Raw genomic sequence first — 21,920 nt, forward strand, 5'->3', positions numbered from 1 at the left:
CACTCAGATCGTCACTCGGGAGATACTGGGCACATGCGAATCGCGCTGATGCAGGACACTGCCCGCCCGCTCGAGCTCGAGCACAACTTGGCGCTGATCGATGACGCCGCCGCGCAGGCCAGCAGCGTGGGAGCGGAGCTGCTGCTGACTCCTGAGCTGTTCGCCTTCGGCTACGTCCCGGCGCAGATCCGCGAGCAGGTGAGTGCAGAGGCGGTCGACGGCGCGCGGTCACGCCTGCAGAAGATCGCCCGCACCTGTGGGATCGCCATGGTGTTCTCGCTTCCCGGGGGAGAGTCTCCCGAGGAGCGCGGCATCACGGCCGCACTCGCTGATGAGTACGGTGCTGTCCTCGCGGAATATCAGAAGGTCCAGCTCTACGGGCCCGAGGAGAAGGCTGCCTTTCGGCCGGGGCAGAAGCCCCCGAGCGTGACCAGCTACCGCGGAATGAACCTGGGCCTGCTGGTCTGCTACGACGTGGAATTCCCCGAGATGGTGCGTGCGGCCGCCGCGCGCGGAGCCGAGCTGGTGCTGGTGCCCACCGCGCTGGCAGGGGATGAGGCCTCGGTTCCCGGAGTTCTGCTGCCGGCGCGCGCGATCGAGAACGGGATCTCCCTGGCCTACGCCAATCACTGCGGAATGGAGGCGGACCTGGACTTCGATGGGTGCAGCGTCGTCGTCGGGCCCTCGGGGCAGCCGCTGGGTGAACTGGGGACAGAACCAGGTCTGCTGGTGGTGGACGTGCCGACAGCCGCGGAGGAGTCCGGCAGCGCCGACTACCTGCAGGACCGGCGGGCCGACCTGCACCGGGACTGGCTCTAGCCCACCGGGCCAGGCCGTGCACACGCCCCGGCAGGCAGGTCCCGCCAGCGTCCTCCTCAGCGACCTCAGTCCAGCTTCACCGGGGCCAGGTCCTCCCAGAGGTCGCCCGGTCCGGGGTTCTCCGGCTCGGAGGCTCCGCCCAGGTGGTGGATCACGCCCCAGACCGCGTTGAGCGCGGTGGTGACGGCGCCGTCGGCCCATCCTGCGGTGAAGGAGATGTCATCTCCGGCGAGGAAGACCCCGCGCTGATGCTCGGGCAGCGCATCCTGCATGAAGTGCCCGAAGAGCCGCTCCTGGTAGCGGTAGTGGCCTGGCAGGTTGTTCTTGAAGGCGCCCATGAAGTTGGGATCCGCCTCCCAGGAGATCGTGATGGGCGCACCGATCATATGCGCGCCGATGTCCACCCCCGGGTAGATCTTGTTCAGCGAATGCAGCATCAGCCGGGTCCGCTCCGCCGCGTCGAGCGGGAGCCACTTCAGGGCGTCGTCGTTCCAGGTGTAGCTGAGCAGGATCGAAGCCGGACCGTCGGAACCCTCGTCGAGCAGATAGGTGGCCCGGGGGAGACGGTCGGTGAGCGTCATGGACATCACCGGACGTCCCGTCTCCGGGTCGACGTCGCGCCAGAACGGGCGGTCCACCATCACGAAGGTCTTGGAGGAGAGCATGTAGTGGCTCTTCTCGATCGCGGTCCACATCGACGGCGCGAACAGCTCCTCCTCTGTGTCGATGCGCGCCGAGAGCAGCCAGGACTGGCAGGTCACCACGGCGGCGGCGAACTCCTGGGTGCGGCCCCAGGTCTCGGTGATCCGCACCCCGCCGCCGGGAAGGTCCGGGTTGGTGCCGTGATGGATCCCGGAGACCGCGCCGCGCGGCGCGCCGCCGTGCAGAGACTCCAGCGAGGTTCCCGGCGCCCAGTGCAGCAGCTCTTCGGGTGCGTGCTTCCACAGTTGCACGGGAAGCAGCTGGGCTCCTCCGGTGATGCTGCGATGGTGGTCATCGGCGCCGGTGAAGACGACTCGCAGGACCTCCAGGATCGAGTTGGTGAAGTCCGTGTCCCAGCCTCCGCTGCCGAACCCGACCTGGCCGAAAGCCTCCAGGTGCTCGAAGCTCAGCTCCTTGAAGGCCTCGGTGGAGGAGAGGAAGCCGTAGAAGGACTCATCATCCAGGCGTTCCACGAGCTCGTTCCAGAGCTGCTTCAGCCGCACCACATCGCGCTCGCGGATGGCTTCCTGGATGGCGTCCAGCTCCGCCTCCTCGGTGAGCGCGCGCTGCCAGGCTTCGGCCACCTCCGCGAAGAACGCGGGGAGATGAGAGGCGTCCTCGGCGTAGAACTTCTCGCCCTTGAGCTCGATGACGGTGGAGGGAGCCGCGGGAGTCAGCGGGTTGGGGAACTCGCGGGTGGGCAGCCCGAGCAGGTCCACATAGTGGTAGAAGGCCTTGCCGGAAGTGGGGAACCGCATCCCGCCGAGATCCGCGACCACCCCGGGAGCCGCGGCGAAGGACTGGGTCTTCAGCCGGCCCCCGATCTCCCCGGCCTCGAAGAGGACCGGACGCAGACCCAGCTTCATGAGCTCATAGGCGGCGACGACGCCGGCCAATCCGGCCCCGATCACCGCCACCTCGGTGCCCTGCGCATGCTCCGGGATCGAGCCCAGGCCGGCCGGGTGCTGGAGGTAGTGGTCGTAGCTGAAGGGGAAGTCTGGGTTCAGCATGGTGAGTGTGGCGTCACCCGGGGCGGCGTCTGCCGGATCCGGGGTCTCGGGCAGCGGGCTGGAGACGGTCATATGCATCAGCTTAGAGGTGCGAGAGGGCGGTGCAGGGGACCCAGAGCTGGAGGGACTCTTCTCCTGGCGTGCTTCCAGCATCTGCGTGCAAGGTAGAGGTTCATCCCCTCTCACGCTGGAAGGCCACTGCTCATGGCGCGCTTCACCTCCCCGTTCTCCGCGACCAGCACCGCCGCCGAGGTTCTGGAAGGGGTTGATCTGCACGGACGCTCAGCGGTGGTGACCGGGGCGTCCTCGGGAATCGGGGTGGAGACCGCACGAGCCCTTGCCGGGGCAGGAGCCCATGTGGTGCTGGCGGTGCGCGACGTGGCGGCAGGACGCCGCGCCGCCGAGGACGTCGCCCACACCCACCCGGGTGCCTCCTTGGAGGTCGGATCCCTGGATCTGGCCGACCTCGCCTCGGTGGAGCGGTTCACGGAGAGCTGGTCCTCTCCGCTGCACCTGTTGGTCAACAATGCCGGCATCATGATGACCCCGGAGCTGCGGACCGCCCGGGGGTGGGAGCTGCAGTTCGCCACCAACCACCTCGGCCACTTCGCTCTGGCTCTGAGACTGCACCCAGCGATGGTCGAGGCGGGCGGCGCCAGGATCGTCTCGGTCAGCTCCAGCGGGCACGGAATGTCGGACATCGTCTACGAGGACCTGTTCTTCGAACGCAGGCCCTATGACCCGGGACAGGCGTACGGTCAGTCCAAGACCGCGAACGTGCTCTTCGCCGTGGAGGCCTCGCGCCGGTGGGCCGCCGAGGGGATCACCGCCAATGCGGTCATGCCGGGAGGCATCTGGACCAACCTTCAGCGCCACTGGGATCCGCAGGCGCTCGCCGACACCAAGGCCTATGTGGCCGACGCGGGCATCGCGATGAAGACCCCTGCCCAGGGCGCGGCGACCTCCGTCCTCGCCGCCGCCTCGCCGCTGCTGACCGGCGTCGGGGGACTGTATCTCGAGGATTGTGAGGAGGCGGAAGCTGTCCCAGAGATCGTCAACGGCACCCACGGGGTGCGGCCCTATGCCCTGGACTCCGAGAACGCAACGCGGCTCTGGGACGTCTCACTCGAACTTCTTCGCAGTACTTAGGCTTACCTTCCCCATAATTTGCTAACATGCAGATGTGCCAATCAAACAGAAACCCGCAACGCTGCGAACAGAGTCCCTCTCGGTCTCCTATGGGTCGTCTCCGGTGGTGGTCGACGCCGACGTCGAGCTGCTCCCCGGCGGAGTGACCGCCCTGATCGGCCCGAACGGCAGTGGCAAGTCCACCCTGCTGCGCGGCATCTGCCGGCTCGCGCACACCACCGGGCAGGTCATGCTGGACGGTGCCGACAGCACGGCACTCTCCCCCCGGGCGTTCGCCAAGCGGCTCACCATCCTGGCCCAGCAGCGTCCCACCCCGGGTGGGCTCACCGTCACCGAGGTCGTCGAGTTGGGCCGGCATCCGCACCGGAAGCGCTTCAGCCGCACCGACCAGGCCTGCGTCGAAGCAGTGGAGCGGGCCATTCTGCTCACGGGACTCGAAGAATTACGGCATCGTCCCGTGGCGGAACTCTCCGGCGGACAGCTCCAGCGCGTCTGGCTCGCCACCTGCCTGGCGCAGGAGACCGATGTCCTGCTGCTCGATGAACCCACCACCTTCCTGGACCTGAAGCACCAGATGAGCCTGCTGGATCTGATCCGCGAGCTGGCCGACACCCACGGGCTGACCATCGGGGTGGTGCTCCACGATCTGGAGCAGGCCGCAGACATCGCCGATCGCGTCATCCTCGTCTGCGAAGGTCGGATCACCGCCGCAGGAACTCCTGCCGAGGTGATGACCGCCGAGCGCCTCAGCGCAGCCTTCGGCGTCAACATCCATGTGGCCACCCTGCCCACCGGGGGACTCGCCGTGCGTGTTCAGCGCGCCGGCCGACGCTCAGCAGTGGAGCAGCCCACAGAACCGGTCCTGCTCTCCGCCTAGGACGCCGAGGGGGCCTGAGGCGTCACGTCCCGGCTCAGACCTGCCTCCTTCGCGCCGAGCCGACCCATATTTTTTGATCCCCGCTGCACCCTCACCGAAAGGAATCATGCCCACTATGAACCTCACCCCACGCCTCGGCAGGACCACGGCGGCCGCCGCCGTCGTCCTGATGGCGCTGACCGCCTGCGGCACCACCGACGTCGAGGAGACCGAGGACGACGCCGCGGCCGCTGACTCCGGGCCTGTCACCGTCACCGACTACCGCGGTGAAGAGATCACCCTGGACGCCCCCGCAGAGCGCGTGGTCACCCTGGAATGGGCACAGACCGAGAACGTCGAGATCCTCGGCGGAAACCAGGTGGGCGTGGCTGACCTGGAGGGATACGAGATGTGGAACTCGGCGGCCCCGGTGGAGGGTGAGCCGACCGACGTCGGACTGCGCACCGAGCCCAGCCTGGAGGCCATCGGTCAGGCTGATCCTGACCTGATCCTCGGCGTGGACGTCTCCGTTCCGGAGGGGCTGCTCGAAGATCTCGAGGAGATCGCCCCGGTGGTGCTGCAGCCCGGGGCCGATGCCTCCGATCCGCTGGGCAACATGGAGGACAACTTCCGGATGACCGCCGAGCTGCTCGGCGCGCAGGACCAGGCCGATGAGGTCTGGGCGGAGTTCGAGGAGACCCGCGACGCCGGCGCCGAGGCCATCGAGGATGCGGGCATCGGCGGAACCCCGTTCGTCCTGGTCTACCCGACCGTGGAGGGCAACACGGCGACATTCCGGATGCATGGTCCTGGAGCGCTGGCCCAGACCCTCGGTGAGGAGATCGGGCTCGAGTCGGCCTGGGAGGACGAGGGCGATGAAGCCTTCGCCATCAGCCAGTCCGACATCGAAGGTCTGACCGCCCTGGAGGATGACACCATCCTCTACTGGTGGACCGCGGAGACCGAGCCGGAGGACCCCTTCTCCGAGCTCGAGGACAACTCCGTGTGGACCTCGCTCGGATTCGTCGAGAATGAGGCCACCCACCCGGTGGAGGAGATCTGGATCTACGGCGGACCCGCTTCGGCAGGTCAGTGGATCGACTACCTCGCCGAGACCGCGGTCGAGACTGCCGGCCAGTAGTGACCGAGCTGAAGACCGCCGCGCGGGCAGCATCCACAGTCGCGGGCGCTGAGCCTCAGGGTGGACCACTCCGGGCCCGCGCCGTGGCCACCGGCGCCCTGGTGCTGGGTGGTGCGCTGCTGCTGGTGCTCTCCGCGGTGCACCTGACCCAGGGCACCTCGGCGGCCTCACCGCTGGATCTGCTGGCGGCGCTCTTCAGCTCCGACGACGGCGCTGCCGCCTCCCAGCTTCGGGCCCTCGCACTGGACTCGCGGCTTCCGCGACTGGTGGGAGGGCTCGTCGTGGGAGCGGCGCTGGGCATCGCCGGCTGCGCGCTGCAGGCGATGACGCGCAACCCACTGGCCTCACCGGACACGCTCGCCGTCAACGCCGGGGCGCACCTGGCACTCACCGCCGCTGCGGCGTTCGGCATCTCGATGCCGCTGCTGAGCTCAGCGGCCCTGGCCTTCCTCGGCGGAGGTGTGGCGGCCGGCGTCGTGCTGCTGCTGGCAGGCTTCTCCGAGCATGCGCCCATCCGGCTCGTGCTCGCCGGGACCGTGGTGGCCATGGGCCTGGCCTCGGTCACCGCGGCGCTGCTCATGCTCTATGCCCAGTCCACCCAGGGGCTCTTCCTCTGGGGCGCCGGCACGCTGAACCTGGCCGGACTCTCCGGACTCCTTCCGCTGCTGCCGGTGGTGATCGCGGCGACCATCGGACTGGTGCTGCTGACCCGCAGCACCGATGTGCTCTCCCTCGGTGCCGACACCGCCCAGTCCATGGGCGTGAACGTGGGGTTCCTGCGTGGTGCCCTGCTGGTCTGCGCGGTCGCGCTCTCTGCCGCGGCGGTCACCATGGTGGGACCGCTGGGCTTCGTGGGACTGTGCGCCCCGGCCATCGTGCGGCTGGCCGCGACCAAGGTGACCCGAATGGGTCGCTTCGCCTGGGCGCTGGGAGCCTCTGCCCTGGTCGGTGCACTCATCGTGATCGGCGCTGACGTGGCGGTGCGCGCACTGGTCTTCGCCGTCGCCGGCCCCAACCTCGCCGTGGCCATCCCCACCGGAGTGGTGACCTCACTGGTCGGAGCGGTCTTCCTGGTGGTCCTGGCGCTGCGGATGCGCAGCGCCGGAGGCAATCAGGAGATCTCCGCGATGCCGCTGCCACATGGGATCACGCTGACCCGCCGGGTCTCGCTGACCATCGCAGCCGCCGTGCTGCTGCTGGTGCTGATCGGTGTCGGCATGCTGCTGGGGGACTGGTGGCTGAGGATCGGAGACATCTCGCTGTGGTTCTCCGGTGAAGCCGCCCGGGCCATCGAGATCACGCTGGACTTTCGCAGCCCCCGGGTGGCCGCTGCCGTCCTGGCCGGGGCAGTGCTGGCGATCGCCGGCGCGCTGGTGCAGACGGTCACCCGCAACCCGCTGGCCGACCCGGGGATCCTCGGAGTGGCCGCCGCCGGCGGTGCCGGTGCCGTGGTCGCGCTGATCCTGTTCAGCACCTCCGCCTGGACCATGTCCGCCGGGGCGACGGTCGGCGCCATCCTCGCCGGAGCGGTGGTGTTCCTGCTCGCGGGCTCCCGGGGCAGCTCCCCGGAGAAGGTGGTGCTGGTCGGCATCGGGGTGATGACCGCGGCGCTGGCGATCACCCAGCTGCTGATCTCCTCCACCAACCCCTATAACCAGGCCATGGCGATCTCGTTCCTGGGCGGGTCCACCTTCGGCACCACCTGGGGCGACCTGACCCCGATCCTGCTCACCCTGCTGCTCTCCGTGCCGGTGCTGATCTACCTGCGCCGTGAGCTGGATCTGATCAGCATCGATGAGCTGACCCCGCGCATCCTCGGGGTGCGGCTGGCTGGGGTGCGCGCCACGGCGCTGATCATCGCCGTGCTGCTCTCGGCGGTGGCCGTGGTCGGCGTCGGCGTGATCAGCTTCGTCGGGCTCGCCGCACCGCATATGGCACGCATGCTGGTGGGCCGCGAGCACAAGTGGTTCCTGCCCGTCGCGGCGCTGCTCGGTGCCGTGCTGGTCTCGGTCTCAGACACCTTCGGGCGCACCGTGATCGCCCCCGATCAGCTGCCGGCAGGCCTGGTGGTCGCCGTGCTCGGGCCGCCGTATCTGCTCTGGCTGCTCAGGCGCTCCACCCGCAGCTGATTCAGCTCTGCCGGACCAGCCCGAGGACCTCGTCGCGGACGGACTCCATCTGCTCCTGGCTGTGGGCCTCCCCGTTGAAGCGCAGGAACGGCTCCGTGTTGGAGGGGCGCAGGTTGAACCACCAGGTTCCATCGGCGGCTCGGACGGTCAGCCCGTCCATATGTGAGATCTCCACGTCACGGTCGGAGAAGGTGCTCTCCACGCGCTGCGCAGCGGCGGCCTTGTCCTCGACCTCGGAGTTGATCTCACCGGAGGCGGAGTACGGGTTGAACTCGGCGGCGAACTCGCTCAACGGACGGTGCTGGCCGCCCAGCGAGGCCAGCACGTGCATCGCGGCGAGCATGCCGGTATCAGCGTTGAAGAACTCGCGGAAGTAGTAGTGCGCGGAGTGCTCCCCGCCGAAGATCGCCTGCTCCTGGGCCATCACAGCCTTGATGTAGGAGTGACCCACGCGGGTCTCCACGGCGCGGCCACCAGCAGCCTCCACCAGTTCGGGCACGGCCTGCGAGGTGATCAGGTTGTGGATCACGACCGGGGTGTCTTCACCTTCGGCCTGCGCACGAGTGATCTCGCGTCGGGCCACTAGGGCCGTCACCGCCGAGGGGGAGACGGGCTCGCCACGCTCATCGATCACGAAGCAGCGGTCGGCGTCGCCGTCGAAGGCCAGGCCGATGTCCGCGCCGTGCTCGATGACTGCGGCCTGGAGGTCGCGGAGATTCTCGGATTCCAGCGGGTTGGCGGGATGATTCGGGAAGGTCCCGTCGAGCTCGAAGAACAGCGGCGTGATCTCCAGCGGAAGCGCCGCGAGCAGGTCATCACCGAGCACCGCGCTGGTGGTGAGTCCGGCCATGCCGTTGGCGGCGTCGACGACGACCTTCAGCGGGCGGATCTCGGAGAGGTCCACCAGGGAACGCAGGTATTCGGAGTACTGGGCCAGGATGTTCACGGTCTCCACGGTGCCGGGCTCCTCGGCGGCGGGGATCTCCTCCGCCTCGAGGTAGGTCTGCGCGGCGTCACGGATATCCTCCAGACCGGTCTCCGAGGAGAGGGGCACGGCGCCGGCCCTGGACATCTTCATGCCGTTGTACTGGGCTGGGTTGTGGCTGGCCGTGAAGACCACACCGGGTGCGTCCATAGATCCTGAGGCGAAGTAGAGCATGTCCGTGGAGATGAGACCCAGCTGGGTCACGTTCGCTCCGCGGGACGTGGCGCCAGCGGTGAACGCGGCCGCGAAGTCGCCCGAGGAGGCGCGCATGTCGCCGCCGACGAGCACGGTCTGCCCGGCGAGGTCCAGGACGTCGACGAAGGCGGCGCCGACGGCGCGCACCGACTCTTTGGTGATGGTCTCGTCCACGAGTCCGCGGACGTCATATGCCTTGAATGAGGCTGAAAGATCAATGGTCACGGGCAATATCGTACGGGAGCACGATTCATCTAGCCCGCGCACAGGTGAACCGACGTAGACTGACCCTGTGGAAATACTTGTGGTACTGGCAGTCGGCGTCTTGTTGTTTCTGGGAATCCGTATGCTCATGCAGCGGCAGGCCCAGAAGCTCAACGAGGGCATCAAAGAGGGCGTGACCCCGGAGAACGCCCGCAAAGCGGCGCTCGCGCTGAACGACGAGCAGCACCGCCAGGTGTACCGCGCCATCGGTGCCGAGGACGGGCGCCGCGCGCTCGCCGTCTTCAAGCAGTCCACCGGTGCGAACATCAAGGACTGCATCATCGCCGTCCAGGCGCTGCATGCCTTCCCCCAGCAGTCGCCCTCGGAGATCCGCGCCGAGGATGAACTCGGCGACGGCGCAGTCTCCAGTCCTCTGGACACGCAGGACCCTTCCAGCAACAACGATGAGGTCCTCGACGGCGAGCTGGTCGAAGACGTGATCGACGGGGTCCGCGATGACGCCGACGCCGGCGACGGCGATCCCAGCAGGCCCATCGGCGAGGCTGATCCGCGGACCGGCGAGATCCTCGGCGAGAACAGCCAGCAGATTCCTGACATCCCCGGCGGCGAACCTCGCGCCCAGCGGGAGACCCCGCAGGACGTGGACGAGCGGGCCCGTCGGCTGATGGCCGAGTCCGGGTTCAACCCGGAGGATGAGCTGACCATCCCCGAGGACTGGGGCTCCGAAGAGGAGGAGATGGCTGGCTTCCACCTCGAGGTCCAGCGCGGGGAGGAGAAGATCACCCTCTCCCACGACGATCTCGAGCCCTGGGTCCACGACCAGCTCTACGCCCTGCTGCGCGACGACCTGGTAGATGAGGCGGCCGAGCTGCTCTCCGCCCATTCCCCGCTGACCAAAGAGGAAGCGCGCAAGTTCCTCGTGGTCTTCAAGAACCAGACCTGATCCCCGCCGCCTTCAGAGTCACTGACAGAGAGCTGACGTGCCCGAGGGAGACACCGTATTCCGTCAAGCGGCCGTGCTTCACGCCGCCCTGGCCGGCAGAGAGCTCATCAGCAGCGACTTCCGTGTGCCGACCTACGCCACGGTGGACCTCTCCGGCCGCGTCGTCGAGCGTGTGATCGCGCGGGGGAAGCACCTGCTCATGCAGTTCGGGGATGTGTCGGTGCAGTCGCATCTGAAGATGGAAGGCACCTGGCACGTCTATTCGCGCGAGTCCGGCGGTCGAGTCCAGTGGCGACGCCCGGCGCATACGGCGCGCTGCGTGTTGCGCACAGCAGAGCATGAGGCCGTGGGGTTCTCCCTCGGTGAGCTGCACGTCCTGTCTCCGGCGGAGGAAGAAGACAAGCTCGCGCATCTGGGACCTGATCTGCTGGGACCCGACTGGGACGCTGCGGAGGTTGCCCGCCGGCTTCTCGCCGCACCGCAGCGCAGCATCGGGGTGGCTCTGCTCGATCAGCGAAACCTCGCGGGGGTGGGCAACGTCTTCCGCAGCGAGATCTGCTTCCTTGCCGGGATCCTGCCCAGCCGACCGGTGGCGGAGGTGCCTGACCTGGGTCGGATCATCCAATTGTCCGAGAAGCTGCTCCAGGTCAACAGGCTGCGGACCCGCCGGTGCACCACGGGCAGCCCGACGGCGGGCCCGCCCTACTGGGTCTACGGGCGCGGGGGCAAGCCCTGTATGCGCTGTGGCACGCGGCTGCGCCGCGGGGAGCTCGGAGAAGCGGAGCTGCGCAAAGCCGCCGTGCCGGACCGAGTGATCTATTTCTGTCCCTCGTGCCAGACGTAGTCTGAGCACCAAGGACCAGATCCGCACAGAAGCGAGGACTGACTCGATGAGTTCCACACCAGCTGTCATCATCTTCGACGTGAACGAGACGCTCTCCGATATGAGCACCCTCGCGGGGACGTTCGAGGAGTGCGGCATGCCTGCGGCGCTCGCCCGACCGTGGTTCGCCGAACTTCTGCGGGATGGGTTTGCGCTCACCGCCACCGGGGAGAACCCAGGGTTCGCCGACCTCGCAGCAGACACGCTGCGCCGCCTCCACGCCGAATACTCCGAGACGTCTGACCCGGAGCAGGCCGTGGAGAAGATCCTCGGGGTGTTCAAGAATCTCGAGATGCACGCGGACGCGGCACCTGGAATCCGTTCATTGGCCCGCCTGGCCCAGCTGGTGACCTTGAGCAACGGAGCCACTGCAGTGGCGGACTCGCTGCTGAGCAGATCAGGGGTGCGTGACCAGTTCTCCCAGGTGCTCAGCGTGGAGGACGCGCTGCTCTGGAAGCCCGCGCGCCAGGCCTACGACTACGCCGCGCAGAGCCTTGACCGACCCGTCGAGCAGCTGATGCTGGTCGCGGTGCACCCCTGGGACATCCACGGTGCACACGCTGCAGGTCTGCGAACCGCCTGGATCAATCGACGGCGAGCTTCGTATCCGTCCTACTTCGCCGCCCCCGACGTCGAGGCCGCGGACCTGGTCGAGCTTGCGGAGAAGCTCCAGCTGAACAGCTGAGCGCTTGAGGCGCTGAACACCTGCCGACCTCCGACGGGTTCTTTCAGCGCGTCTCCGGCGTGGCGTTGGAGAACGTGGCGAACGCGATGTCCACAGCGTCCAAGATCTCGATGTCTGACTCGTGCTCTGCCCAGTGGGAGAACGCGGTGTCGAAGCAGGTGAGCGCGGTATGGACCAGGACCCGGGCGCGCAGCGCGCTCGAGGATGCGGGACCCTCGAGCTGGGGAGCGATCACCGGAATCAGCGTCTGTGCGAGGTTCATGTGCTGCTCCAAGTGACCCGCCCGCAGACTGTCGCTGGTGTTCACCACGCGCAGCAGACGCGACCATCGGCCGCGCTGGGTCTGCATGCGCTCGGAGACGTTCCGCAGAGTCTGGTGCAGCGCCTCCCAGGGTGAGAGTTTGCTGAGATGCTCCGTCAGCAGCTCGGAGAGGTCCACGCTGGTGGGCGGCAGATCGGCAAAGAGGACGTCCTCTTTGGTGCCGAAGTAGCGGTAGAAGGTGCGGGGAGAGATGCCCGCAGCGGTGGAGATCTCATCCACCGGGGTCTCGTCATACCCGCGTTCCTCGAACAAGCGCAGCGCGACGTCGGCCAGCTCGCCACGCATTGCGCCCCGGGTGCGCTCCCTGATGCCGATCGACTCGTCCATGTGTCCAGTCTAACTATCGAACATGGCAGACTCTGCCACATTAGTCATATAGTGTCGTCGCGAGGGGTTCGTTCGCGGCCCCGACAGTCTTCGCAGCATGGTTTTCATCCAAGGAGTTCTACAGTGTCCGTCAGCACAGCGGCAGAAACGCGGCCAGAAACGCTCGATCCACGGGGAATGCGAGTCATCTGGCTTCTCCTGATCTCCGCCTTCGTGGCGATCCTGAACGAGACGACCATGGGCATCGCCATTCCCCACCTGAACGTCGAGCTGGGCATCGCCCCCTCGCTGGGACAGTGGCTGACCAGCGCGTTCATGCTGACGATGGCCGTGGTGATCCCGGTGACGGGTCTGGTGATCCAGCGGTTCAGCACCCGCGGCGTCTACCTGACCGCAATGACCCTGTTCACGGCGGGCACGCTGATCTGTCTGATCGCCCCGGGCTTTGCGGTGCTGCTGCTGGGACGCATCATCCAGGCCTCGGGAACCGCGATCATGATGCCGCTGCTGATGACCACGGTCATGAACGTCGTCCCTGAGCATTCACGTGGCCGGATCATGGGCCGCGCCGGCATCGTCATGGCCCTCGCACCGGCCATCGGCCCCACCGTCTCAGGGTTGATCCTGGACTCGCTGAGCTGGCGCTGGATCTTCGGGCTCATCCTCCCGATCGCCGTGATCGCCCTCCTGATCGGGGCCAAGTGGATGCTGAACCTGGGGGAGTCACAGCCTCGCCGGATCGACGTGGCCTCGATCATTCTCTCCGCCCTCGGCTTCGGCGGCCTGGTGTTTGCACTGAGCCAGTTCGGCAGCGCTCACGGCGGGGAGTCTGCGTTGTCCACGGCGGGCGCATCGCTGCTGCTGGGAGCCGCGGCGATCCTGCTCGCACTCTTCGTCTGGCGCCAGCTGCGCCTCCAGCGCAGCGAACAGGCGCTCCTGGATCTTCGGGTCTTCCGCTCGCTGAACTTCACCATGTCTGTGGCGGTCATGTCGATCGTCGCCCTGGCGATGTTCGGAAGCCTGACCCTGCTGCCGCTGTACCTGCAGAATGTCGCCGGGCTCTCTGCCACCCAGTCCGGGCTCATCATCCTGCCCGGTTCCATCATCATGGGCATTCTCGGCCCCGTGGTCGGGGCGATCTATGACGCCCGAGGACCTCGCCCGCTGCTGATCCCGGGCACCTTGCTGGTCTCCGCCGGACTCTGGTCCTACAGCACGGTGGGACAGGACACCCCAGTGGTCATGCTCGCGGTGATCCAGGTGGCGATGTCGATCGGCCTGGCGATGTCCTTCACCCCGCTGTTCTCCGCGTCGCTGAGCTCCCTGCGGCCTAATCTCTACTCCCACGGCTCAGCGGTGCTGAACACCCTCCAGCAGGTGGCCGGCGCGGCCGGCGTCGCGGTGCTGATCACCACGATGTCCTCGGTGGCAGCCGATCAGCCCGGAACCGTGGACGAGATCGCGGCCCAGGCGGCCGGAGCCCAGTCGGCCTTCATGACGGCAGCGATCATCTCCCTGGCCGCCGTCGTCGGAGCGTTCTTCGTCCGCTCTCCCACGAAGGCGGCACAGCAGGAGGTGTGACCGTGACTCAGCAGCACGAGCACAGGGCGTCGAAGCTTCACCGGCCCCGCGTTGGGTCCTAGGCTGACGAGACCGCCTCGGTGTTCCCACTCCGACCAGGAAGCTCTCGTGGCGCACACTGCCGAGGTGAACTCAGGAGGTCGCTATGACTCGGGAACTGGTCTGGACCGGATTCATGTCACTGGACGGAGTTGCAGACTCCCCAGGGGGTACCAGCGAGGGACACCGCAGCGGGGGCTGGGTTCTGCATACCGAGTTCGTGCCGGAATCCTTTTCGCTGAAGGGCGAAGAGCTCACGGACACCACGGCGCTGATGTTCGGCCGCCGAAGCTACGAGGCCTTCGCCCCCATCTGGCCCAATTCTGAAGATCATGCGGGGTATAAGGAGCTGCCGAAGTACGTCGTATCCACGAGCATGGGCACTGACGCGCTCGTCGAGGATTGGGGCCCCATCGCCCTCCTGCGGTCCACTGCCGATGTGGCCGCGCTCAAACAGGAGTCGGGCGGCGCGATCTTCATCCACGGCAGCGCGGAACTCGCGCGCAGCTTGATGGATGCGGACTTGATCGACCGGTACAACCTCTTGATATTCCCGGTCTTATTGGGTGCTGGAAAGTCAGCCTTCAGCCCCACCGATCGAGAGCGGCAGAATCTCAGGCTGCGGGAGTCTGCGTCGTATGCCAACGGGGTCATCAAGGCCGTGTATGAGGTCCAGCACTGACCCGCGGTGACCTGAACGGGGCGCAGCGTCAGCGCTTCGAGAGGGCCTTCTCATGGTGGACGGCCTCGGCTCCGGTCTTCTCCGACTCCACCAGGTACACCGGGTCATCGGCGGAGGCGCGGAACGTCTGATCGGCGAACTCGAGGTCCTTGGTGTGTCTGCTCTTGACGGTGCCGTGGGTCTTTCCCTGGGGCGTGTTCCAGGAGACCTTGTCACCTTTGCTGAATGCCATGGTTGCTGCCTGTCCTTCTACTCGGTCTCGTCGAACTTCTCGCGATGGGCCCAGGTGCGGCCCGGATCCCCGCCCCAGGCATCCCAGGCGACGCGCCCCGGGGTGGGGAAGCCGTCCTGGCCCTGCAGGAATCCTTCGGTGTCCCGGTCCACTGCGTGGCGCGCGAAGTACTGGCGCATCTTGTGGATGTCCTCCAGCGGGACCGAGGCCCCTTCGGCGAGCTGCTGGGCACGGTGACGGCCGGTGTCGGTGAAGCCCTTGCCGGCTCTGCCCTCATCGATCCAGGCCAGCGCGCGCTGGGCGGCCTTCTGGACGTCCTGCGGCGGAGTGCGGTCGGTCATCGGTTACCTCCTCGAAGCATTGGTCCGATCCACTCTAGCGACGGCGGCGGATCAGCACTGTGGCCAACACTGTGCACATCAGGTAGACGAGGCCGACGGCGATCCATCCCATCGTGAACCCGCCGGGTGAGCTGACGATGATCCCCATCATCAGTGGACCGATGGCGAAGCCGGTGAACATCCCGGCGGTGACGACCCCGCTGGAGGAGGCCATCGAGGCCGAAGGAATGCTGCGCAGCAGCACGCTCATCAGCACCACCGAGACCCCCAGTGCCGAGGCGCCGTGCAGCACGACTGCGGTCCAGAGCAGGGGTGCCCACCCGGTGGCCTGCGCGCTCAAGAAGGCGACGACGCCGGCCAGCGCGGTCAGTGCGAGAGCGAGCAGCAGCACCGGGCCCGAGGTGCCCCGCGCCATCACTCGTGCCCAGCCCACGCGCGCGGTTACTCCCACCACGCCGGCGACGGCGGCCGTCGCCCCGCCGAGCACCAGGGAGAAGTCCAGCTCGCGCACCGCGAAGAGTGGAAGGTAGACGTTCGTCGCCTGGACGCCGATCCCGTTGAGGCAGCCGAAGGCGGCCAGGGCCCAGACTGCGGCCGAATGACCGGGCCGCAGCGTTGTGGCCGCCGCGGCGGGGGAGGGGTTGGTCTCCTCGCCGGTGACGCGGGTGTCGTGAAGCAGCGGCACGGTGCGCAGCGTGCGCCAGGTCAGCACCAGCAGCCCCAGCGGGATGAGCGTGGCCAGCAGCGCGGTGCCGCGCCAGCCGATGAGCAGGGCGAGCAGCGGAAAGGTCAGGCTCGCCACCAGCTGGCTGACCTGGACGCCGGACTGTTTGATGCCCACCCAGCCGATGCGTTTCTGCGCGGGGACGCGTTCGAGCAGGACCCGGTTGGTCACCCCGTTGGGGAAGGACTGGGCGAAGCCGGAGAGTCCGGCGGCGATGATGAGCACCAGGTACCCGCCTGGCACTCCGGCGAGGACCAGCGCGAGCGTGGACATCAGGAAGACGGCGGTCATCAGACCGAGGTCTGAATGGCGATCCGCAAGACGGCCCAGGGTGGCGTTGCCGAGCGCGGCGCAGGCGAAGCAGGTGGTGGCCAGCAGGCCGAACTGCGCCTCGTTGATGCCCAGGTCGGTGATGATCTCTTCACTGGTGGCGCTGAGTCCATAGAGCAGCAGCGGGCCGACGCCCACGGCGCCGAGCAGGACGGTCAACAATCCCGGGCCAGGCGTTGCTCTGCGCATGCCCACCTCCGATTCACCAGCGGTGTCCGCGTGGTCGGTGCGGGACGTTTCCTCGAACGAGATGCGTGAGCATCTCTCAATGTTGAGCGGAGCGCGTGGGATTCGAACCCACGGTGCGGGGTTGCCGCACACTGGTTTTCAAGACCAGCTCCTTCGGCCGCTCGGACAGCGCTCCCCCGACTCTTCAGTCGGCATGGAGCTCTCCAGACTTTCGTGGAAAACTCCAGACACAGACTATACGTGAGTGATCAGTACGGATCGAGTTGAGGAGCATGAGCATGCGAGCAGTGCATTACGACGGCGCGGGCGGACACGAGGTCATCACCGTCACCGACGTGTCGGATCCGGTGCCGCAGGCGGGCGAGGTGCTCATCGAGGTGGCGGCTGCCGCGTTGAACCGAGCCGATGTCATGCAGCGCGCCGGCATGTACCCGCCGCCGAAGGGCGCCTCGGAGATTCCAGGTCTCGAGGTCTCCGGACGCGTGATTGCCGCAGGGCAGGGGAGTGACGTGGCAGCCGAGGGCCTCATCGGCAAGGAGGTCGTCGCGCTGTTGGCCGGCGGCGGATATGCCGAGAAGGTCGTGGTGGACGCCCGCCATGTGCTGCCCGTGCCTGCGGGCGTCAGCCTCATCGATGCCGCCGGGCTGATCGAGGTCGCGGCCACCGTGCACTCGAACCTGCGCGGGGAGGCGCGGGTCCAGGCCGGTGACACGGTGCTGATCCATGGGGGCACCGGCGGGATCGGCTCCTTCGCCTTGCAGCATCTGCACGCCCTCGGCGCTGAGGTGCTGACCACTGTCGGTTCCGCGGAGAAGGCGAGCCTCGCCGTCGAACTGGGCGCCGACCACGTGATCAACTACCGCACCGAGGACCTGGGAGAGCGTGTCCAGGAGATCACCGGCGGCCGCGGAGTGGACGCGATCCTCGACGTCGTCGGGGCCAAGTATCTCGAGACGAATCTGGCCTCGCTGGCGACCGGGGGCCGCATGGTCATCATCGGGCTGCAGGGTGGGCGCAAGGCCGAGGTGGACCTCGGGCTCATGCTGGCCAAACGGCTGCGGATCATCGCTACCACGCTGCGTTCCCGCGACGCCGAGGCCAAGGCTGCGATCGTCCAGGCGGTGGGCGCCGAGGTGTGGCCGCTGCTCGAAGCCGGGCAGATCAAGATCCAGACGGACAAGACATTTCCGCTTCAGGAGGCGGCCGCGGCCCACGAGTACTTCGACTCCGGCACACACACCGGCAAGGTCCTGCTGACCATGCGCTGAGCTGCGCTTCTCTCTTGCGTTGAGCGGCGGATTCTCCGAGCATCTGAAGCGGATCATGGCCCCAACTGTTCGGAGAATCCGCCGCTCAACGTGGGCTGGGAGGGTTTCGATAGACTTTTACCCATCATGATGAAGTTCTTCCCACGCCGTAGACGTGCCCGCCGCCTTGAGAGGGAGCTGGGCAAGGGGCTGTGGCGTCAGGCGCATGACCGCTACGTGCGGGGCCTGGACCGCTACCACCAGGTCATCGAGGGCGTGGAGGATGACGAGACCTACAGCCAGCTGGTGGTGATCGGGGACGAGCTCGCCGATCAGCTGGACACCGTTCATGAGCTGTGTCGGCAGGCCGAGAGCAGTCACCCGAGCCAGGGCCTGCAGGTCCCCGGCGGAGCGACCAAGCTTCATTCCTCCCTGTCTCGGGCGGCCAATCACCTGGCGACCACGGCCGAGGCAGCGGCCATGGTCCGGCTGGGTCATGGGGAGACCGTCGCAGTGCGACGGCGCGCCGACCAGGTTCGAGCCGCGCTTCAGGACGCGCAGGACTCGGCGGTCTGAGACCCTTCCTTCGCGAAGCTCTGCGAGTTCAGCGGGGGTTCAACACGGTCAGCCGACGACGTCGGTGTGCAGCCCCGCCAGACGGCGTCCGGCATCCACCAGGGAGACCCGGTGAAGCCCGTTGATCTCCTCGTGGCTGAACCAGCCGACATCATCGGTGGAGCCCTCAGGCTCCACGGTCAGGGCCCCGCCGGTGACCCGCGCCCGATAGATGATTCGCAGATTCTGCAGCGGCGTGCCTCGCTGGTGAGGGTGCAGCCGGCGTTGTCCGGGAATGATGAGGTTGTCGATGCCGAGCAGCTCCTGGACCTCGGCGTCGTATCCGGATTCCTCCAGGATCTCGCGCACCACACCGTCCGCCGGATCCTCTCCAGGATCAAGACCTCCCCCGGGCAGGGTCCACCCCTGCGCGGTCTCGTCGACGTACCAGTGCGGCAGCAGCATGCGGCCGGAGTCGTCGGTGATCACTGCATATGCGGCCACGCGGAGGTCCATGGGGGCACTGTAGCACCGGGCCATGTCCGGCCCGCGGACTAGTCTGGGCGGGACTGAAAGGTGGGCGGATGGCGCAGGTTCAAGGTCCCAGATTGCGGGAACAGAGGCATCTGGGTCTCGCCGTTGGTGATGAGACAGAGATTCGACAGACCGCTCAGGCGGACAGGATCATCCTGGAACGCGCCGATCTCTCTGCGGCTGATCTCTCCGGCGGGCGGCTGACCGAGTGTGTGCTGCGCTCGGTGACCATGGGCGACGCCGATCTCACGGCCGCCTCCATCGTGGAGTCCAGCTGGGAACGAGTGAACAGCGCCCACCTGAAGGCGCCGCGATCCACCTGGAGGGATGTCACGCTGCAGGACAGCCGACTGGGCGTGGCCGAACTGCACGACGCCGGCATCAGCGGCCTGGTGCTGCGCGGCTGCAAACTGGACCTGGTGAATCTTCGCAACGCCGTGCTCGCTGACGTGCTGTTCGAGGACTGCACCATCGGGGAGCTGGATATCTCCGGCGCCCGAGCGAACCGTGTGAGATTCAGCGGATGCACCGTGGGCACACTGGAGGCACGTGAGGCCCGGCTGAAGGATGTTGATCTTCGTGGCGCCGAGCTGCAGCGGCTGGTGGGACTCTCCGGGCTGAAGGGCGCGGTGATCAGCCCGGAGCAGCTTCTCGACCTGGCGCCGTCGCTGGCTCAGCATCTGGGCCTTGCGGTGGAACCCTCCTAGCCGTTGCCCAGCACGGCCCAGGCGATCAGCTTGTCCAGGCGACGCACGTCCACCTGCTTGCCCACCTTGATCTTGATCAGACCGGCGCGAGTCCAGAGTTCAAGTTCGGCGTTGAGATCCATGAGCTTGCCAGCGTTCTCTGAGGACCACATATTGATCGAGGTGTAGGGGATTGAATACATCTCGACCTTCTTCCCCGTCAGGCCCTGGGCGTCCCGCACGATCAGCCGCTTGTTCGTGAACACCGCACTGTCCCGAAAGGTCTGATAGGCGGCAATGGCCTGTTCGCCCTGGACCAGCAGATCCTGGACATCACCGGGGACCGGCACTTCATTGACAAATGTCCAGCTGGTCAGTGCATTCAACTCGGGCATCTTCGTTCTCCTTGTGACGCGAAATGGTCTCGATCATGATTGACATTTGAACTCCTCGGCAAACCTATAACAGGGGAGTAAGGTCTAGGAATGGATAAGACAACGAAGAAATGCATTGTCTGGGCCATCGTCTGTTTCGTCGTCGCCGCTGGTATCCAGTCGCTGTGGCCGCTGTACATCAACTCCAACGCCGACGATCCGTGGGTGCCGAACCTTTTGTCTACAGTTGTTCAGCCCTTGCTGTCTCTTCTCCAGGGCGCAGCGATGTCCATCGGAGGGGCTCTGGTCGGCGCGGCCGTGGTGGTTCACTGGCTCACATCAAGGGCTTCAGTCAAGAAGGGGCCGTCGATCCACCACAGCTGATCCGTGGCGCCCGACGACGGATCCATGATGCTCTCGGGTCTCCGGATCGGGGTCGAACACATCGGCTCGACCTCCGCGCCCGGGCTGGCGGCGAAGCCCATCATCCACATCGTGGTCACCGTAAAGGACATCACCGCCGAAGAGGACTGCCTCCAGGCACTTCTGGCGGCCCGATATCCACTCCGCTCGCGGATCTACCGGTGCTCGCGAGGTTGGCTTTTCAGGCACCGAACTGCGAGCTGCACCTGGCGATTGACCCTGGTGTCCGGGGATGAGCCGCTGAAGACGCCAGTGCCTCGCTGAGAGACATGTGTGACACTGGTCTCAGAACCTGCTGGCCTCTGTGAAAGGACCCCGAGGATGAAAGAGCAGATCAAGATTGGTCTCGCATTCGTGGGTCTGGTGGTCGGGGCCGGATTCGCAACCGGGCTGGAAGTCATCCAATACTTCATGTCCTTTGGACTGACCGGCCTCTGGGGCATCGTTCTCGCCGGGGTGATCATGGCAGCCGCCGGTGCGGTCATCCTGCAGCTGGGATGCTTCTTTCTCGCTGAAGAACACCACAGCGTCTTCCGCCAGATCGCGCACCCGGTGATCTCCCGGACCCTGGACATCGCAGTGATCCTGACGCTCTTCTGCATCGGCTTCGTCATGCTTGCTGGTGCCGGATCCAACCTCGAGCAGCAATTCGGTCTGCCCACCTGGATCGGCTCACTGATCATGGTGGTGCTGGTTGCGACCACTGGGCTGCTCAACGTCGAAAAGGTCAGCAACATCATCAGTGGTGTCACTCCGCTGCTGATCCTCGCGGTGGTCACCGTTTTTCTCTACACATTGTTCAACATGCCGGGCGATTTCGGCCGGCTCAGCGAGCTCGCCAGCGCAGAGGCCTCCCCGGTCAGCCCATGGTGGCTCTCCGCACTGAACTACGTGGGTCTGGCGCTCATCCTCGGGGTCTCGATGTCCCTGGTCATCGGCGGGGCCCACAGCAGCCTGCGAGCGACGATGCGCGGCGGGCTGCTCGGCGGGACCGTCTACACGATCCTGCTCGCGATGTTGGCGTTCACCATGCTCGCGAACATCGAGGTGGTTGCCGGCGACGACGTGCCCACACTGAGCCTGTTTGAATCCATCCACCCGGTGCTGGCTCTCATCATGACGTTCATCATCTTCCTGATGATCTACAACACCGCGATAGGCATGTTCTTCGCCCTGGGCAAGCGGGTCACCGCATCTCGGCCACAGCGGTACGTCCCGGTGTTCTTCACCCTGTGCGCGGCGGGTTACGGGGTGAGCTTCGTGGGCTTCGAGACGCTGATGACCTACGTCTACCCGGTCCTGGGATATGTGGGGCTGGCGATGGTCGTCCTGCTGGTCGGGTGGTGGGTCAAGGAACGGAAGAAGCTCTCCTCAGAGGCCCGACGCCGGGAGCGCATTCGCGACCTGACGGAACAGCGCGAGGACCCCTCCCAGGAATTCGATGAGAAACATCAGGCTGAGCTCGAGGGCGCCCTCGGCGAGTCGGAGGCCGATGCCGCTCGGTTGGAGCACGTGATGACAGGTGAGCTCGACCTGGACCGCGCCATCTCCACGCAGGACCCGCAGACACACGACGAGCGCTCGACGACGTGAGATGCGCGGGGGCAGATCC

24 protein-coding genes and 1 tRNA gene are annotated in these 21,920 nt (G+C 66.7%); 16 read left to right on the plus strand and 9 right to left on the minus strand.

Going from position 1 to position 21,920, the window contains the following annotated elements:
* Positions 1 to 33: 33 nt before the first annotated feature.
* On the plus strand, positions 34 to 819 hold the full coding sequence (locus H4W26_RS11730) for a nitrilase-related carbon-nitrogen hydrolase (RefSeq protein WP_192592401.1): 786 nt from the start codon (positions 34 to 36) through the stop codon (positions 817 to 819).
* Positions 820 to 884: 65 nt separating this feature from the next.
* Here H4W26_RS11730 and H4W26_RS11735 read toward each other — a convergent pair whose 3' ends face one another.
* Entirely contained in the window at positions 885 to 2,603 is a 1,719-nt protein-coding gene (locus H4W26_RS11735; protein ID WP_192592402.1) for a flavin monoamine oxidase family protein, read from the minus strand.
* A gap of 132 nt (positions 2,604 to 2,735) precedes the next feature.
* Here H4W26_RS11735 and H4W26_RS11740 point away from each other — a divergent pair, with 132 nt between their 5' ends.
* The 4 genes from H4W26_RS11740 to H4W26_RS11755 all read left to right on the plus strand — a co-directional run bounded on the left by H4W26_RS11740 (position 2,736) and on the right by H4W26_RS11755 (position 7,806).
* Entirely contained in the window at positions 2,736 to 3,680 is a 945-nt protein-coding gene (locus H4W26_RS11740) for an SDR family NAD(P)-dependent oxidoreductase (protein WP_192592403.1), read from the plus strand.
* A 34-nt stretch (positions 3,681 to 3,714) separates the two neighbouring features.
* Positions 3,715 to 4,557, plus strand: a complete 843-nt coding sequence (locus H4W26_RS11745; RefSeq protein ID WP_192592404.1) for an ABC transporter ATP-binding protein — start codon at positions 3,715 to 3,717, stop codon at positions 4,555 to 4,557.
* Positions 4,558 to 4,663: 106 nt separating this feature from the next.
* A complete protein-coding gene (locus H4W26_RS11750) occupies positions 4,664 to 5,677 on the plus strand; it encodes an ABC transporter substrate-binding protein (RefSeq protein ID WP_192592405.1) in 1,014 nt (337 codons plus the stop codon).
* A complete protein-coding gene (locus H4W26_RS11755) occupies positions 5,677 to 7,806 on the plus strand; it encodes an iron ABC transporter permease (protein ID WP_318779873.1) in 2,130 nt (709 codons plus the stop codon). The genes H4W26_RS11750 and H4W26_RS11755 overlap by 1 nt, the downstream gene beginning before the upstream one ends.
* A gap of 1 nt (position 7,807) precedes the next feature.
* Here the strand turns inward: H4W26_RS11755 and H4W26_RS11760 are convergent, their stop codons facing one another.
* Positions 7,808 to 9,211 carry a phosphomannomutase/phosphoglucomutase gene (locus tag H4W26_RS11760; protein WP_318779874.1) on the minus strand — a complete coding sequence of 468 codons (1,404 nt, stop codon included), beginning with the start codon at positions 9,209 to 9,211 and terminating at the stop codon, positions 7,808 to 7,810.
* Positions 9,212 to 9,278: 67 nt separating this feature from the next.
* Between H4W26_RS11760 and H4W26_RS11765 the strand changes: the two genes are divergently transcribed.
* The 3 genes from H4W26_RS11765 to H4W26_RS11775 are packed head-to-tail and all read left to right on the plus strand — an operon-like array spanning position 9,279 to position 11,722.
* Complete coding sequence (locus H4W26_RS11765) at positions 9,279 to 10,154, plus strand: hypothetical protein (protein WP_192592784.1); 876 nt, start codon at positions 9,279 to 9,281, stop codon at positions 10,152 to 10,154.
* 37 nt (positions 10,155 to 10,191) lie between these two features.
* Complete coding sequence (locus tag H4W26_RS11770; RefSeq protein WP_192592407.1) at positions 10,192 to 10,998, plus strand: Fpg/Nei family DNA glycosylase; 807 nt, start codon at positions 10,192 to 10,194, stop codon at positions 10,996 to 10,998.
* 46 nt (positions 10,999 to 11,044) lie between these two features.
* On the plus strand, positions 11,045 to 11,722 hold the full coding sequence (locus H4W26_RS11775) for a haloacid dehalogenase type II (RefSeq protein WP_192592408.1): 678 nt from the start codon (positions 11,045 to 11,047) through the stop codon (positions 11,720 to 11,722).
* 43 nt (positions 11,723 to 11,765) lie between these two features.
* On the opposite strand, the gene H4W26_RS11780 is transcribed toward H4W26_RS11775, so the two are convergent.
* Positions 11,766 to 12,371, minus strand: coding sequence for a TetR/AcrR family transcriptional regulator (locus H4W26_RS11780; protein ID WP_192592409.1), 606 nt, complete (start codon positions 12,369 to 12,371; stop codon positions 11,766 to 11,768).
* Between the two features lie 177 nt (positions 12,372 to 12,548).
* Between H4W26_RS11780 and H4W26_RS11785 the strand changes: the two genes are divergently transcribed.
* Together H4W26_RS11785 and H4W26_RS11790 are read left to right on the plus strand one after the other, a co-directional pair.
* Positions 12,549 to 13,952, plus strand: coding sequence for an MDR family MFS transporter (locus H4W26_RS11785; protein ID WP_192592747.1), 1,404 nt, complete (start codon positions 12,549 to 12,551; stop codon positions 13,950 to 13,952).
* A 145-nt stretch (positions 13,953 to 14,097) separates the two neighbouring features.
* Complete coding sequence (locus H4W26_RS11790; RefSeq protein WP_192592410.1) at positions 14,098 to 14,673, plus strand: dihydrofolate reductase family protein; 576 nt, start codon at positions 14,098 to 14,100, stop codon at positions 14,671 to 14,673.
* 28 nt (positions 14,674 to 14,701) lie between these two features.
* Here the strand turns inward: H4W26_RS11790 and H4W26_RS11795 are convergent, their stop codons facing one another.
* From H4W26_RS11795 to H4W26_RS11810, 4 genes are all read right to left on the minus strand, one after another.
* Complete coding sequence (locus H4W26_RS11795; RefSeq protein WP_192592411.1) at positions 14,702 to 14,905, minus strand: hypervirulence associated TUDOR domain-containing protein; 204 nt, start codon at positions 14,903 to 14,905, stop codon at positions 14,702 to 14,704.
* A gap of 17 nt (positions 14,906 to 14,922) precedes the next feature.
* Positions 14,923 to 15,246 carry a hypothetical protein gene (locus tag H4W26_RS11800; RefSeq protein WP_192592412.1) on the minus strand — a complete coding sequence of 108 codons (324 nt, stop codon included), beginning with the start codon at positions 15,244 to 15,246 and terminating at the stop codon, positions 14,923 to 14,925.
* A 34-nt stretch (positions 15,247 to 15,280) separates the two neighbouring features.
* Positions 15,281 to 16,489 carry an MFS transporter gene (locus H4W26_RS11805; protein WP_192592413.1) on the minus strand — a complete coding sequence of 403 codons (1,209 nt, stop codon included), beginning with the start codon at positions 16,487 to 16,489 and terminating at the stop codon, positions 15,281 to 15,283.
* Between the two features lie 87 nt (positions 16,490 to 16,576).
* Positions 16,577 to 16,664: transfer RNA gene (locus H4W26_RS11810), tRNA-Ser, on the minus strand.
* Positions 16,665 to 16,767: 103 nt separating this feature from the next.
* Between H4W26_RS11810 and H4W26_RS11815 the strand changes: the two genes are divergently transcribed.
* Together H4W26_RS11815 and H4W26_RS11820 are read left to right on the plus strand one after the other, a co-directional pair.
* Complete coding sequence (locus tag H4W26_RS11815; RefSeq protein ID WP_192592414.1) at positions 16,768 to 17,757, plus strand: NAD(P)H-quinone oxidoreductase; 990 nt, start codon at positions 16,768 to 16,770, stop codon at positions 17,755 to 17,757.
* A 126-nt stretch (positions 17,758 to 17,883) separates the two neighbouring features.
* Positions 17,884 to 18,312 (plus strand): hypothetical protein, encoded by a 429-nt coding sequence (locus H4W26_RS11820; protein WP_318779875.1) that lies wholly within the window; start codon positions 17,884 to 17,886, stop codon positions 18,310 to 18,312.
* A 48-nt stretch (positions 18,313 to 18,360) separates the two neighbouring features.
* Here the strand turns inward: H4W26_RS11820 and H4W26_RS11825 are convergent, their stop codons facing one another.
* Complete coding sequence (locus tag H4W26_RS11825) at positions 18,361 to 18,795, minus strand: NUDIX hydrolase (protein WP_318779876.1); 435 nt, start codon at positions 18,793 to 18,795, stop codon at positions 18,361 to 18,363.
* Between the two features lie 80 nt (positions 18,796 to 18,875).
* Between H4W26_RS11825 and H4W26_RS11830 the strand changes: the two genes are divergently transcribed.
* A complete protein-coding gene (locus H4W26_RS11830) occupies positions 18,876 to 19,532 on the plus strand; it encodes a pentapeptide repeat-containing protein (protein WP_192592416.1) in 657 nt (218 codons plus the stop codon).
* Here H4W26_RS11830 and H4W26_RS11835 read toward each other — a convergent pair.
* A complete protein-coding gene (locus tag H4W26_RS11835) occupies positions 19,529 to 19,906 on the minus strand; it encodes a PH domain-containing protein (protein ID WP_192592417.1) in 378 nt (125 codons plus the stop codon). The genes H4W26_RS11830 and H4W26_RS11835 overlap by 4 nt on opposite strands.
* A 90-nt stretch (positions 19,907 to 19,996) precedes the next feature.
* Between H4W26_RS11835 and H4W26_RS13790 the strand changes: the two genes are divergently transcribed.
* The 3 genes from H4W26_RS13790 to H4W26_RS11845 are packed head-to-tail and all read left to right on the plus strand — an operon-like array spanning position 19,997 to position 21,901.
* The gene (locus tag H4W26_RS13790) at positions 19,997 to 20,269 is read left to right on the plus strand and encodes a hypothetical protein (protein ID WP_225940009.1); all 273 of its coding nucleotides are present in this window, start codon (positions 19,997 to 19,999) and stop codon (positions 20,267 to 20,269) included.
* 27 nt (positions 20,270 to 20,296) lie between these two features.
* On the plus strand, positions 20,297 to 20,572 hold the full coding sequence (locus H4W26_RS13795; protein WP_225940090.1) for a GrpB family protein: 276 nt from the start codon (positions 20,297 to 20,299) through the stop codon (positions 20,570 to 20,572).
* Between the two features lie 57 nt (positions 20,573 to 20,629).
* Positions 20,630 to 21,901, plus strand: a complete 1,272-nt coding sequence (locus H4W26_RS11845) for a YkvI family membrane protein (protein ID WP_192592418.1) — start codon at positions 20,630 to 20,632, stop codon at positions 21,899 to 21,901.
* The last annotated feature ends 19 nt before the right edge of the window (positions 21,902 to 21,920 follow it).

Origin of the sequence: Nesterenkonia halotolerans, from assembly GCF_014874065.1 — a bacterium.
Lineage (GTDB): Bacteria > Actinomycetota > Actinomycetes > Actinomycetales > Micrococcaceae > Nesterenkonia > Nesterenkonia halotolerans.

Coding starts and splice junctions, on each gene's coding strand:
- H4W26_RS11835 (WP_192592417.1), bottom strand. CDS start 19,906: ATGCCCGAGTTGAATGCACTGACCAGCTGGACATTTGTCAATGAAGTG.
- H4W26_RS11830 (WP_192592416.1), top strand. CDS start 18,876: ATGGCGCAGGTTCAAGGTCCCAGATTGCGGGAACAGAGGCATCTGGGT.
- H4W26_RS11730 (WP_192592401.1), top strand. CDS start 34: ATGCGAATCGCGCTGATGCAGGACACTGCCCGCCCGCTCGAGCTCGAG.
- H4W26_RS11820 (WP_318779875.1), top strand. CDS start 17,884: ATGATGAAGTTCTTCCCACGCCGTAGACGTGCCCGCCGCCTTGAGAGG.
- H4W26_RS11805 (WP_192592413.1), bottom strand. CDS start 16,489: ATGCGCAGAGCAACGCCTGGCCCGGGATTGTTGACCGTCCTGCTCGGC.
- H4W26_RS11750 (WP_192592405.1), top strand. CDS start 4,664: ATGCCCACTATGAACCTCACCCCACGCCTCGGCAGGACCACGGCGGCC.
- H4W26_RS11735 (WP_192592402.1), bottom strand. CDS start 2,603: ATGACCGTCTCCAGCCCGCTGCCCGAGACCCCGGATCCGGCAGACGCC.
- H4W26_RS11845 (WP_192592418.1), top strand. CDS start 20,630: ATGAAAGAGCAGATCAAGATTGGTCTCGCATTCGTGGGTCTGGTGGTC.
- H4W26_RS11775 (WP_192592408.1), top strand. CDS start 11,045: ATGAGTTCCACACCAGCTGTCATCATCTTCGACGTGAACGAGACGCTC.
- H4W26_RS11740 (WP_192592403.1), top strand. CDS start 2,736: ATGGCGCGCTTCACCTCCCCGTTCTCCGCGACCAGCACCGCCGCCGAG.
- H4W26_RS11780 (WP_192592409.1), bottom strand. CDS start 12,371: ATGGACGAGTCGATCGGCATCAGGGAGCGCACCCGGGGCGCAATGCGT.
- H4W26_RS11815 (WP_192592414.1), top strand. CDS start 16,768: ATGCGAGCAGTGCATTACGACGGCGCGGGCGGACACGAGGTCATCACC.
- H4W26_RS11785 (WP_192592747.1), top strand. CDS start 12,549: ATGCGAGTCATCTGGCTTCTCCTGATCTCCGCCTTCGTGGCGATCCTG.
- H4W26_RS13790 (WP_225940009.1), top strand. CDS start 19,997: ATGGATAAGACAACGAAGAAATGCATTGTCTGGGCCATCGTCTGTTTC.
- H4W26_RS11795 (WP_192592411.1), bottom strand. CDS start 14,905: ATGGCATTCAGCAAAGGTGACAAGGTCTCCTGGAACACGCCCCAGGGA.
- H4W26_RS11790 (WP_192592410.1), top strand. CDS start 14,098: ATGACTCGGGAACTGGTCTGGACCGGATTCATGTCACTGGACGGAGTT.
- H4W26_RS13795 (WP_225940090.1), top strand. CDS start 20,297: ATGCTCTCGGGTCTCCGGATCGGGGTCGAACACATCGGCTCGACCTCC.
- H4W26_RS11800 (WP_192592412.1), bottom strand. CDS start 15,246: ATGACCGACCGCACTCCGCCGCAGGACGTCCAGAAGGCCGCCCAGCGC.